10 protein-coding genes, 1 tRNA gene and 1 pseudogene are annotated in these 12,215 nt (G+C 39.5%); 3 read left to right on the top strand and 9 right to left on the bottom strand.

The genetic code is table 11. The features are described from left to right. Positions 1 to 25 precede the first annotated feature (25 nt). The 7 genes from AWW78_RS08315 to AWW78_RS08285 all read right to left on the bottom strand — a co-directional run bounded on the left by AWW78_RS08315 (position 26) and on the right by AWW78_RS08285 (position 8,274). On the bottom strand, positions 26 to 379 hold the full coding sequence (locus AWW78_RS08315; RefSeq protein ID WP_047134851.1) for a galactokinase: 354 nt from the start codon (positions 377 to 379) through the stop codon (positions 26 to 28). Further along, positions 379 to 1,119 carry a nucleotidyltransferase family protein gene (locus tag AWW78_RS08310; RefSeq protein WP_047134850.1) on the bottom strand — a complete coding sequence of 247 codons (741 nt, stop codon included), beginning with the start codon at positions 1,117 to 1,119 and terminating at the stop codon, positions 379 to 381. The genes AWW78_RS08315 and AWW78_RS08310 overlap by 1 nt, the downstream gene beginning before the upstream one ends. Further along, entirely contained in the window at positions 1,116 to 2,069 is a 954-nt protein-coding gene (locus tag AWW78_RS08305; RefSeq protein ID WP_047134849.1) for an NAD-dependent epimerase/dehydratase family protein, read from the bottom strand. The genes AWW78_RS08310 and AWW78_RS08305 overlap by 4 nt, the downstream gene beginning before the upstream one ends. A 966-nt stretch (positions 2,070 to 3,035) precedes the next feature. Then, positions 3,036 to 4,232 carry a glycosyltransferase family 4 protein gene (locus AWW78_RS08300; protein WP_047134847.1) on the bottom strand — a complete coding sequence of 399 codons (1,197 nt, stop codon included), beginning with the start codon at positions 4,230 to 4,232 and terminating at the stop codon, positions 3,036 to 3,038. 15 nt (positions 4,233 to 4,247) lie between these two features. Beyond that, entirely contained in the window at positions 4,248 to 5,675 is a 1,428-nt protein-coding gene (wzy, locus tag AWW78_RS08295) for an O-antigen polysaccharide polymerase Wzy (RefSeq protein ID WP_047134846.1), read from the bottom strand. Further along, entirely contained in the window at positions 5,672 to 6,430 is a 759-nt protein-coding gene (locus AWW78_RS08290) for a class I SAM-dependent methyltransferase (protein ID WP_047134845.1), read from the bottom strand. Before AWW78_RS08290 ends, wzy begins: the two co-directional genes overlap by 4 nt. A gap of 491 nt (positions 6,431 to 6,921) precedes the next feature. After that, positions 6,922 to 8,274 (bottom strand): oligosaccharide flippase family protein, encoded by a 1,353-nt coding sequence (locus AWW78_RS08285; RefSeq protein WP_075426543.1) that lies wholly within the window; start codon positions 8,272 to 8,274, stop codon positions 6,922 to 6,924. A gap of 874 nt (positions 8,275 to 9,148) precedes the next feature. Here AWW78_RS08285 and AWW78_RS08280 point away from each other — a divergent pair. The 3 genes from AWW78_RS08280 (at position 9,149) to AWW78_RS08270 (ending at position 11,180) form a co-directional block, all read left to right on the top strand. Next, positions 9,149 to 9,222: transfer RNA gene (locus AWW78_RS08280), tRNA-Arg, on the top strand. A gap of 38 nt (positions 9,223 to 9,260) precedes the next feature. Then, positions 9,261 to 9,977 (top strand): pyridoxine 5'-phosphate synthase, encoded by a 717-nt coding sequence (locus AWW78_RS08275; RefSeq protein ID WP_047134843.1) that lies wholly within the window; start codon positions 9,261 to 9,263, stop codon positions 9,975 to 9,977. A gap of 24 nt (positions 9,978 to 10,001) precedes the next feature. Beyond that, complete coding sequence (locus AWW78_RS08270; protein ID WP_047134842.1) at positions 10,002 to 11,180, top strand: trans-sulfuration enzyme family protein; 1,179 nt, start codon at positions 10,002 to 10,004, stop codon at positions 11,178 to 11,180. Positions 11,181 to 11,216: 36 nt separating this feature from the next. On the opposite strand, the pseudogene AWW78_RS10970 reads toward AWW78_RS08270, so the two are convergent. After that, a pseudogene (locus AWW78_RS10970) lies at positions 11,217 to 11,662 on the bottom strand (redoxin domain-containing protein). 64 nt (positions 11,663 to 11,726) lie between these two features. Beyond that, positions 11,727 to 12,095 (bottom strand): hypothetical protein, encoded by a 369-nt coding sequence (locus AWW78_RS08260; RefSeq protein WP_047134841.1) that lies wholly within the window; start codon positions 12,093 to 12,095, stop codon positions 11,727 to 11,729. Between the last annotated feature and the right edge of the window lie 120 nt (positions 12,096 to 12,215).

Below are 12,215 nucleotides of genomic sequence, written 5' to 3'. Positions count from 1 at the left end.
CGCTTTATTGCCGATATAAGAAGTCTTATCGCACGTAATTGGATTTGCTACTTTCCACCGCATAAAAGCTTGAAGAACCAAGACCAGTTCCGGCAGGAACATCTGCCATTGAGACAATCTCTATCCCTTTCTCAATATTCATCATACGCATAGCCTCACGGGCTATATCGTGTTGCAATTCTTCTCTGTGACTAACTATTTCAGATTTAGAATATTTGACCCTGACGAGGTCATCTACAATTGGCCTGTTTACACTTATGTACATATATTTGTTAATTCCTGCTGCAAATATAAATCCTCCATATTTTGAGTAATAAGATGGCAGATCAGTCCCGCCACCTCCAAGTGTAATTCTGAAGGGAGTCCTTGTTATAATCATTATTTCCCCCTCATATCTTGATTTAGATTTAGTGCTTTATTTAATAACTCTGGCGTATCCACTGCGATAAGCTCTCCTTTCATCTTAATAGCGAATATCTTTGCCCCCTTTTTCAACATGGAGGGAAAAATATCTTTACCAAAATCACTATATCTATCAGCAGGTATATAATTTATTATAACCTTGGTTTCTAAAATATAAATACCCGCATTTACTAAATGACTGAGTCTCTCCTCGGGTCTTGGTTTTTCAATAAATTTGAGAACCCGATCATTCTTATCCAACAGAACGATTCCACTCTGACTAACATCCTCCTTTTCGTAAACCACGATAGTAGCAACTCCTCCCTTTCTCTTGTGGAAATCCAGAATTTCTTTAAGGTTAAAATTTACCAAATTATCGCCATATATTACAACTAGTGGTTCAAAATCTCCTTTTTCCACCTCCTCCCAATTGTTAACCAAGATTTTCCGTACTGCTCCAGCAGTGCCTAATAATTGAGGCTCGTATGAATATTTAATACTGACTCCAAACTTTTCCCCATCCTCAAAGTAGTCTGTTATTACATCAGGCAAATGATGTAAATTTATATATATCTTTGTGATCCCGTGACTTTTGAGCCATTCTATGTTGTGTTCAAGAATTGGCTTTCCCTTTATCTTTAACATTGGCTTTGGAATTGATTTGGTTATATCCCTTAGTCTTTCTCCTTTACCTGCCGCTAATAATATCGCTCTCATGGTATTCTACCTAACTTCATCTCATTCTTTATATATTCTATCATTCCAGCTAGCCCTGTCTTAATATCTACTTTTGGCTTCCATCCCAAAGATTTAGCTTCCGAGATATCTGCTAATGTCTCCTGGGCCTCGCCAGGTAAATCATCTTTAAAGATTGGGGGTATTTCCCTTCCGATTAACTCGCATATTAAATAGTATATTTCTAAAATTGAGTAGTTTACCCCACTTCCAAGGTTAAAAACCTTTCCATCGGTTCGTTCATCTTCAATACAAAGGATATGAAAATCATTTACATCATCAACATGAATAAAATCACGTCGCTTTGTCCCATCTCCATATATTATAGGAGGTTCATTTTTTAAAAGCTTTATTATAAAGGCGCTCATAACAGGTGGAATAGTCCTTCTATAATCCTGCCTTGGTCCATATACATTAAAATACCTTAATCCTGTAAATCGCATACCATAGAACAATTTATACGCCTCGGCGAAATACATAGCTGCCATTTTACTGACCGCATAAAAGCTTTTAGGTTTGACTTCCGTTTCAGGGGTGGGGAAAATAGTAATACCTTCATACATTGCGGAGGACTCCGCGTAGATAACTTTTTTTACCTTTGCCCTTCGCGCTGCTTCAAAAACATTGACCGTTCCCACCACATTTATATCAGCAGTCTCAACAGGGTCTGCTTGACAATCACTTATGCAGTTCTTTGCAGCAAGATGAAAAACATAATCAACACCCTCAAAAAGAGGATAAATCTCTTTTGAACGAATATCTAATTGATAAAACTCTACTCCTTCAGGTATTTGCTCTTTAACCCCATAAGAAAGATTGTCAATACCGATAACGCGTAAATTGCGAGCCCGAAGTCGTAGGTCATTTAATAGTCTTTCCGCAAGATTACTACCAATAAATCCTGCCACTCCTGTAATTAGAATTGTAGGCATTGGCACCTGATTTTAAAAAGTTTCAAATCACAGAACGAGTTCAATCTACTACAACAAAACCTAAAATTTGCTGAACCACAGTATCCTTTATTTAAATTAAGTAGCCTGTTCTTCTCTGAGAGCACCTATAAAGGTGTAATATGCAATACTTTATGATGAACTCTTGAAACTCGCATTACCTGTTGCTAAGCATAGTATCATTTCTCAGTGAACCTCCAAACGCTTTAACTTTTATGTCCCCTGGCCTTAGATTTGATCACTTTAATATAAAATTCCTTGGCTTGCTTCATCGCTTGGTCATAATGTGCTCGTTCTTGAATCAGTTTAAGGTTTAGGCCACGTACAATAGACTGAGCCAGCGCATACAGGATTTCCAAGTATATCCACGCAAATGAAAATGGTTTCAGACAATTTATCTAGGACAAGCGGAATGGCTTGTAAGAAGGCATCATTCTGAATGCGCTGGTGATCAAATCTCCTAGGAGACGACGTAAATCAGAGTTAGGTTGACCCGGGAAAAAGCTCTTTTTTAATTTCACCAGTGCTTGGCAATACTATAGCCGGTTTAGTTTTATCAAGCCCCATTCCTTGTTGTGCTAAGCACAAGTCATGATAGCAGTTACAGGGCAGTCTATCGGTGCGGTGCATAGTCAAGCGAGTCCAGCGTGAATGGAGCCAATAACGGTACAATACATGCCCACCAAATAACATCTAGATGTAACCAATCCTTAATTTTGTTGGTAAAGCTTCGAAGAAATAGTAAGGAGCTTGGAATAATGGAATTTTTGCTCGTCTCACCAGCCCAAGAGAAGGCAAGGGGTAAAGCATGAATTGTGGTTCCAGGAATAACGTTCTGTTCACGGGGAAAGGTAGAGATAACACGAACTTCATGCCCTGCTTGTGGAAAGTAGCTAATCCAATTACGTGCGATAAGACTTCTTATATCGGCAATAAAGCGAATCCGCATTATTCCCTTGCAATAAGAGATTCGTACAAGTTAGCAAAGCGGTGTGCAACAATATTTATATCATAGTTCGCCAGAACAAATTCTTGCCCTCTTTTTACCATATTAGCAACCTCAACAGGGTGATCAAGTACCCAGGCAATACTTTCTGCTAAACCGCGCCAATCCCCAGGGTTAACTACTTTCGCCCCTTGCACCGACTCTAATTCAAATGCAACCCCAACCCGCGTTGTAACCACAGGCTTGCCCAGAATGAGGGGCTCAATAAGAGTATGACCAAATGTCTCCGCTCGAGAGGCACTGACCACTAGATCCATCTCTGAAATGAAGGCGGGCACAAAGTTCTGATCTAATCGTCCGGCAAGGACCACTAAATCCGCTATATCAAGCTCATGAACAAGATCTATTAGCTTTTCTCGTTGTGGTCCCCAACCTAGGCAGATACAACCCACTGGGCGTCCTAATTGTTTTAGGTATCGAATAGCGCGGAAAAGGGTAAGATGATCTTTGCGTGCAATATACAGACCTAAGTAGGCAACTTTTGGAATAGCTTTTGAAAGAGGTTGACCATTAACTGAAGTTAAATTATCAGGGTGAAACTCGGGAGGTAAAGGCAGTCTCGCTTTTTTTCTGAAACTTTCAATATCTCTACCTGGATAAATAGTATAAATTTTATATTTAGGAACACCATAATGGCTAAGCTTCCGCTCCATATCCCAGCATTGGGCAATTACTGCATCTGCTGCCCATCGCAATATCCGAGCAGCAACCAGATAAGCAGCGGATTCATACCAACTCCCGTGATGAAGAAACGCTGGAATAATTACCGACCGACTAATGATCCCCCTCTCTAATTTGCCTAATACTAAAATAGCCCGTTTGATTAAAAGGGCATGAAGAATCCCCCAGCCATGAAAAACTACAGGGCCTCTAAGCCCATTTTCACGAGCCACCTCTACAAGAAATTGAACTTGTCTTCTGTTAGTAGAAAGCCAATTTCCATCTAACTGATCACAAATTCTCACTTGCATATTTGCTCGTAGAAGTTCGAACGTTCCAGCAAACTGCTCGCCGGGACTAGTCAACACACAGACACGTACCCCTGCTGCCTGAAGGGCCAATGCCAACTCGGCTGCTTCTAAGCAGAGTCCCTGGCCACGTGAAGAAGCAAATTGAATAAGAGAATAACCTCCCTTCACTGTGTTGCTTTAGTCTTAAGCTTTTGCAAGTAGATTAGAATGCCTTTTACCAACCATTATATGCCTCGTACCTAAACGATGGACAAACTCTACAAAAATCAGAACTATAGCTGAGTAGAACACACTCTTTATAAAGGCAAGACTATCGCTTCTTAGGTACCACAGAGATTGGTATACAATTATTGCATACATCACAATAGCGGAATAAGACCCTGTCGCTATTCTTTTGTGCACGTAACCTAAAAGAGAACCAATAACAAACATTACTGGAAAGGCTCCAAATATTCCCCAATTAATATAAGCCTCTGCCAAAATAGAGAATCCAAACCCTTGATCAGTGACACTAGGTGCGTAGGCACGATGAAAGAGCAGCGAAGGTGGGGGAATCAGGCGAGCCCAGTTCGTGCCAAAGACAAACCCCGGTATTAAATTCACGATTGAGCCAATGTATGTAATGCCATATTGTAGAGGAATTACCTCTCTTCCGAGTGCGATCACAGCTGTTGTGAGATTCCCAGCCCAAGAGATCTCGCCAAGTAAGATACCTATCGTATCCCAAAATGAATTGGGCAAGAGCGAAAGATCAAACGTTCGTTGTCTAGACAGGATAGATCCTACGAAAAGCGTAATCACGACTATAATCAACAGTATAATGTTTTGGAATTTTAATCTCCGCCTGGTGTAATTAACAACAACTAAACTTGATAGCAAGAAGTAAAGCGCTTGACCACGCCCTCCTTGCCAGAAGAAAAGGCCAGCAAAAATAAGCGGAAACAGAAACATCCAAATGTCATAACAGCGCTGGCTCAAACGAATGCAAAGATAACTCAAATAGGCTGGGTAGGCTAACAGTTGAGATGCCAATAGCAAATAATAAGCAACCCCATATTCGAATTGTCCCTGACCATAGATTCCAAAGAACCAATTGCTAGCACCATAGTTCGCAATACCCAACAACTGAAGTAGAAGAGCAAGTCCCATCGCTACCCGCAAAATTATTAATCTATCGGGGCTTCCAAGTGGAACCATACGGAGTGCACTAACCTTTGATCTGAAACGAAAAAGGCCTGCATATAATCCTATCAGGCCCAGCAGCGCCATAAACTCCATTTCCCCAAGGTGTTCTCGCTGAAGAAGAGGAATAGACAAAGCTTTGCCGGAAAATTGTTGGTAGACCTCATACAGGACAGGCGCAGAAAAGACCACTGAATATATGACCGGATAAATAACTAATGGCTCAAACAAATCTTTTCTATGCCAGTAGCGCCATATCGGAGGGATAATACCTAAAAACAGAAGCACGACCATCAACGCATAGGCTAGATTGCTTGCTTCTATGTTTTGATTTAAATTGTTTGTAAGCATTACAACACCCAGCCCAGCAACAATGCTTAATGTAATAACAAAAATAAGGAGTTTAGTATTGCTTGACAAATGCTTCATAAGGTTCCAGGCTTTCCTCTGGCAAAAGCAAGTGATGTCCCTACAATATAATAGACAGGCACCTTAGCTGCATATCTCCTGAGAACAGTCAGCACAGAGCTATTCAGACAATCATGCCAGATAACGATGCCATCAGCTTTTATACATTTAAAAGCCGCCATCGAATCATTTATCACATAGTCTGTGGTATGCGCACCATCTACAAAGAAAATGTCAACCGTTTGATAAAAAGGCGTAAAATCAAAAACAGCTGAATCCCCAAACAAGCGTGTTACCCTATTGGAAAAGCCTAACTGATCTATGAGGAAACCACTAATATATGACTCGCGTATTGATTGAGATTGATAAGACCTCTCACTGCGCCCAATGTCATTACCTGTTTGGGGAAGATCAAGTGTAAATACCTTGGCAGCAGAATTACCAGCAAAAATAACAGCACTCAATCCTTCAAAGGTCCCGATCTCAAAAACACATTCTGGACGCTTCATACGGGTAAGAACAGCTAATGCTACAAGGTCATTAAAAGGCGTAGCACCTCTACGAATATACTGCAGGGGCACAAATATAGTATCCAAGTCCTTTGGAGCGAGTTCTGATAATTCCACACGTTGAAGTGGGGGTTCACAGGAATACGAAAGATAAACTCGCTTCAAATCCCTCAGATAATCAACTAGATTCCTCCGGTTCTTTATGGCAATATCTAAGGTAAATCCATTTGCGGACAGCAAGCCCATCCAAATTTGACGTAAATTCACCAGTTTCTCCCTGTATCTTTTATAAACATCCTAAAAATGAGGCAGCAGAATATTTTGAGCCTTGATTTTTGGAACCGCAATAAAATTTCTGATTACCAGTTTAGGTACCTCCTGAACGATCCCGCTATGAATGAAACCAAAATCTTGCCTTGATCCTCAACTCTATCAAACTACAAGAAGCACAAAAACTCCTAATTCGCACCAATATCCACAAAGGTATTCCCACGGCTTCTAATATTCAGAAGCCGAAGCTTTTCTGGTTCGTACACATCACTCTAAACCTACGTATGCTTATAGTGCGTATTCTCCAATTCGTATGATAATTGTCAGTATATTGGATAAAGTTGTCTTGACAAAAACACCACCTCCGAAAAGCTAACACAGGAATCTCATTGATTTGATTCCTCGCGCTTTGTAAGGCATTATCTATCGTCCTCTTATTAATTATATTAAAGGTTCAGTGTGCTCATCGTTGTTCCAAATAGTTCTTGTCACTTCCTATTATTAACAATTCTATATCTTGTACCTGGCATGGATGTTTCACCACACCAACCCTTGATATAACTGAGTTGAAATAATAACACTAATAACGTACTCGTATAACTTATAAGAGAAACCAATGCAGCTCCCATAATTCCGAATCTCGGTAAAAGAACTGAAAGTCCTAACACAGTTATTACCAAACCGATCAATTCAGCATAAAGAACATTTTGCGGCCGACCGAGACCATGTAAGCAATAGCCTAATACACCATTAACACTAGACACCATAGCTGCACAAACAAGTATTAATGCTACCCAAGTTGCAGATACAAATTCTGAGCCAAACAATAAAGATATTCCTAAAGGGGTTATTGATAGCTGGATAATTCCTAATAACGCAGCCATCAGTACAGCTTGACGTAGAATTTTTTTTACCATTTGCAATTGTAATTCCTCCGGTAAGGCAGATATTCGAGGAAAGGCCACACCGCCAACCGCCCAAATTATGGGACTAAGACCATAAGCCCAACTTGCCGCTACTGCGTAGAGCCCCAAAGCTGTAGAAGACAACATATTCGCCATGAGTAACTGGTCTAATCTAAGATTTAGTTGACGAGGTCCATTTGATAAAACAGAAAAAATACCATATCGAACCATATTCCGCAAACGACCAACTTCCAGTGTAAACGGGCCTGAAATACGGCGCAAAGCTAAATAGCCAAAAAGGCAGGCAAGTCCACCGCTCACAGCAAGGATAAAGTAAGATATAACCTCGGCCGAGGGCTTATTGACCCTTGCATATAGTATCCCCAACAATGTACCGCTAAATACGCTCAACGCATTAAATAGGCGCATCAAATTCCATAACCTAAATTCCTGCAGTCCTTGCAAAACCTGAGAAGAGATTGCTACGAAAAATGACAACGGAACATACAACAGGAAAATCTGAGCAGCACGGATTATCTCATAGCGCTGAGCATTTAGAAACACTGGGAGCAGAAAATATGAAAGTAACAAAAAAGGGAATACAGAGATTAGGGCAATCAGTAAGACAAGAACAAATATCGTACCAGCCGCACGCGGTTCACGTCCTACAAAGTAAGTAGCCGCTTCTGGCATCCCCAAATGTCCAAACGTAGCTAACAACATCGGCCATATTTGAATAGCTACTAACTCCCCACGCCCATTAGCTCCCAGAACACGGGCCAATAGTATTCCACTTATTAGTGTGAGTCCCATAAACACAATATTTGTAGCTACCGTGAGCACCAGATCAAAATCAAGCGAAGCTACCCGGCCACTTAAAGGCTTTGAAAGCTGGCGCAAAACTATTTTCGGCAATATATAATTTTTTATTAACATCGATAACTTCAAGCCCTTTAAAATCAAACCATGCTACTCAACAAGCACTAAACTTGCCAAGACTAGCTATTGATAGTTTCACGTATTGTCCTTCCCTTGATTGTTTTTATATGCCTTCCTCCTTCAACCAACCCTCTTTCTTCTTAATGACATTAAAAGTGCACAAACCAAATCTGCTATCAGAATTTTCACCTTTTGCTTTTGAAGGGTTCTAAAATGTATTTTATTGAGAGTTTTTCCTCTGTGATATCCACTGTGATATCCACCATTATCATTTCACAAGTTGATTAATAGTTACCATTTATCAACAGGACATGCTCAGTCTAACCACATTAGTTTCCTTCAATGCGTTTTTGTTTATATAAAAATGGCTTAATTGCCGTCTCTATTTCTATATAATCCCCCTTTCAGAATAGCTCCTTGCTCTTTTTCTACATAGTACAGCAAGTATTTTATTTTTTCTTTAACCATTATTTCGCAATTTTGATCTTTCCATAGTTCCTATGATGCCAGATAAAGCCTCTCACTGAAAAATTTCCTCCAGCCATATTCACTATCTGGCTTCCTGATATGCAGAATCTCTTTGTGAGCACTTCGAATTAGTTTTTATATTTCTTTTTGTTACAACTGCACACGCTACCGCCATTGGGAGCCCCTTGCTCTCCCCAAAATTTAAAACCGGTATGTGATAGTAAGTTAACACCAAAATTCAGTGTATAATATAATATCAATTCTTGTCAAGACCCCCCAGCCAAATCAATGTGATTTTAATCACATTCCCGCTTCACTTTGCTTGATCAGGCTTTCAAACTTAATTTTTTGTTAACTTCTGTTCATTGAAATTTACATCTAATTTTTTTATAATTCAATAAAAGCGCCTGTAGCTCAACCGGATAGAGCGTGGGCCTCCGGAGCCCAAGGCTGCGGGTTCAAATCCCGCCAGGCGCGCTTAAAAATTAACATATCAAAAATAAAAAACCTTACCCATGAAACTATCCGTAAATGTCGACCATGTCGCAACACTCCGCGAAGCAAGGGGAGGACTCGAACCAGACCCTGTAACAGCTGCTCACATAGCAGAACTCGCAGGAGCCGACGGAATCGTCTGTCACCTCAGAGAAGATAGAAGACATATAAATGACAGAGACCTTCGCCTCCTTAGAGAAACTATAAAGACAAAACTTGACCTTGAAATGGCTGCAACTGAAGAGATGATTAAAATCGCAATTGAAACTCTCCCCGATCTTGTGACGCTTGTCCCGGAAAGAAGGCTTGAGAGAACAACTGAACAAGGTTTAAATGTAATTGAACAAATATCATATCTTTCCGATGTCGTAATGGAAATGCATAAACATGATATAAAAGTCAGCTTGTTTGTCAACCCAGATCCAAAACAAATCGAAGCATCCGCAAAGACAGGTGCCGACTTCGTCGAAATTCACACTGGCGAATACGCAAACGCAAGAGATGAGAAAAGACAATTTGAAGAACTTCAAAAGATAAAAGAAGCAGCAAAACTTGCAAGACGACTCGGCTTGGGTGTAAACGCTGGACATGGATTGAACTATCTAAATGTCATACCTATAACAAAGATAGAAGAAATTGAAGAATTAAGCATTGGACATGCGATCGTGGCAAGAGCTATCTTCGTCGGATTTGAAAGGGCAGTAAGAGAAATGGTCAGACTTGTAAAAGGAATATAAAAATTAATCCCCTACCCCAAATCGATGAAACCAAAATTTGGCATCTCAACAATCGCAATCCACGGCGAGATAAAAGATAAATCTTTCCGTTCCGTGGTCTATCCAATTTATCAAAGTTCTACTTTCGCAGTTGAAAAATCGGATGATTATCAAAAATTTATAGATGAAGTCGAAGATTTTTATATTTACTCAAGATATGGGAACCCAACCATTAGAGAAGTTGAAAAGAGATTGGCGCTTATCGAAAATTGCGACGACGCAATTCTTTTCTCATCTGGGATGTCCGCGATTACAACGACTATCTTAAGCCTCGTTGGACCGGGTGATGAAATTATATCTTTGAGCTCAATCTACGGGGTGACATACAGATTTTTCAGGGATTATATCCCGAGATTTAAAATCAATGTCAAATTTATCGAGCTGAACCAAATTCAAGAGCTAAAAAATTTTATCACGGAAAAAACTAAGCTAATTTACTTCGAAACTCCTATAAACCCAACGACAAGAGTCGTTGACATAAAAGAAATCGTAACCCAAGCAAAAAAATATGACCATATCTTAACTGTAATAGATAACACATTTGCAACCCCCGTAAATCAAAATCCTGCCGACTTCGGAGTTGATATAATTTTACACAGTGCCACCAAGTATTTATCTGGACATAGCGACTTAATCCTTGGATGTGTGATTTCAAGAAAGGAAATAATAGATAAAATCAGAAAGGTTAAAAATACCCTCGGTGGCGTCCCCGACCCACATCAAGCTTTTCTGCTTGGGAGAAGCTTAAAAACGCTTGAACTAAGAGTTAAAAAGCAAAATGAAAATGCATTGAAAATTGCTGAGTTTTTATCAAATCATAAAGCTGTCAGGAAAGTATTATACCCAGGGCTTCCCTCTCACCCCGACCATGACATCGCCAAAAGGCAGATGAAAGGTTTTGGTGGAATGTTATCTTTTGAAATTGATGGAAATCTTGAACATGCTAAAAAGTTCTGCGACTCTTTAAAGATTGCACTCAATGCGACAAGTCTTGGAAGTGTTGAAACCCTCGTGAGCATTCCGGTCTTAACATCCCACATAAAAATGGATGAAAACGAACTTGAAAAGGCAGGAATTACCTCTGCACTTGTTCGAATTTCGGTTGGGATAGAAAATGTGGAAGATTTACTTTGGGATTTTGACCAGGCTTTGAACTCAATTTAAAATGAAAAAGGCGTGCTTAAAGCACGCCTTAAAAATTTACTTCAATTCCTCAAGAGCTTTTGCAATTTTATTGACATCCGGGACATTCGGAATCCCATGCTCTTCAACATACCGAACTATACCTTCTTTATCAACGATCACAGTCACGCGATTGTGAATTCCTTTATCTTCAAGATATACACCATATTTTCTCCCAACATCACCCTTCGGATGAAAATCAGCAAGCAACGGATATTTTATCCCCAGAAAGCTTTATGAGTCCATGTGCTGTCAACGCTTATCCCGAAAATCTGGGCATTTAATCCCTCAAAAAGTTTCAACGCGTCAACAAAGCATGCGTGCTCATTTGTGCAAACTGGGCTAAAATCAAGTGGGTAAAAAACCAAAACGACATTTTTACCCCTAAAATCACTTAATTTATATTCTTTATCATCATGCCCTTTGAGTACAAAATCAGGAGCCTTGTCTCCAACTTTGATCATAATCTATCTCCGATTTTGTTTTTAAAAAATTTGCATATTGAATATAACAAACATCGACTTAATTTCAAAACTTAACAATCATCACCTTGTTCCCAGACTTGACAAATCCACCTTTGATAATTCTTTTAACTGTTAATTCCATATCGTTAATTTTTTCAACCTCAAAAATCACATCACCAATCTTCATCAGGAAATTACTTGGCATTTCAATATCTTTTGCCTCAACACATATAAAGAAATTTTGACTTTCAATTTCAAAAGTTTCACCACGACACAAAAATATTTGAATTTTATCAGCCGAAACTGAATCAACCAACATTTTTCCAAATCTGACTTCGAACAAGGCTCTATCCTTGACAACTCGTTGACCGTTTTCAAGCACGACTTGAATGTGTGAGACAACCCCAAGTTCCTTGATTTTTTCTTTAGACATATTTTGTATGCGAAAACTTGACTTTTAAGTTAGAAAATTTTAAATTAGGACAGATTTTATCTTAGTTTACACTTGCGAACCTAAATTTTTAAAATAAACTCCAGCCTTAAAGTAGCACCT

Source organism: Candidatus Kryptonium thompsonii (assembly GCF_001535985.1).
Lineage (GTDB): Bacteria > Bacteroidota > Ignavibacteria > Kryptoniales > Kryptoniaceae > Kryptonium > Kryptonium thompsonii.
The sequence above is the reverse complement of the archived record's forward strand: the minus strand, read 5'-3'. Positions and strand labels throughout refer to the sequence as shown.

Coding starts and splice junctions, on each gene's coding strand:
- AWW78_RS08315 (WP_047134851.1), bottom strand. CDS start 379: ATGATTATAACAAGGACTCCCTTCAGAATTACACTTGGAGGTGGCGGG.
- AWW78_RS08310 (WP_047134850.1), bottom strand. CDS start 1,119: ATGAGAGCGATATTATTAGCGGCAGGTAAAGGAGAAAGACTAAGGGAT.
- AWW78_RS08305 (WP_047134849.1), bottom strand. CDS start 2,069: ATGCCTACAATTCTAATTACAGGAGTGGCAGGATTTATTGGTAGTAAT.
- wzy (WP_047134846.1), bottom strand. CDS start 5,675: ATGAAGCATTTGTCAAGCAATACTAAACTCCTTATTTTTGTTATTACA.
- AWW78_RS08285 (WP_075426543.1), bottom strand. CDS start 8,274: ATGTTAATAAAAAATTATATATTGCCGAAAATAGTTTTGCGCCAGCTT.
- AWW78_RS08275 (WP_047134843.1), top strand. CDS start 9,261: ATGAAACTATCCGTAAATGTCGACCATGTCGCAACACTCCGCGAAGCA.
- AWW78_RS08270 (WP_047134842.1), top strand. CDS start 10,002: ATGAAACCAAAATTTGGCATCTCAACAATCGCAATCCACGGCGAGATA.
- AWW78_RS08260 (WP_047134841.1), bottom strand. CDS start 12,095: ATGTCTAAAGAAAAAATCAAGGAACTTGGGGTTGTCTCACACATTCAA.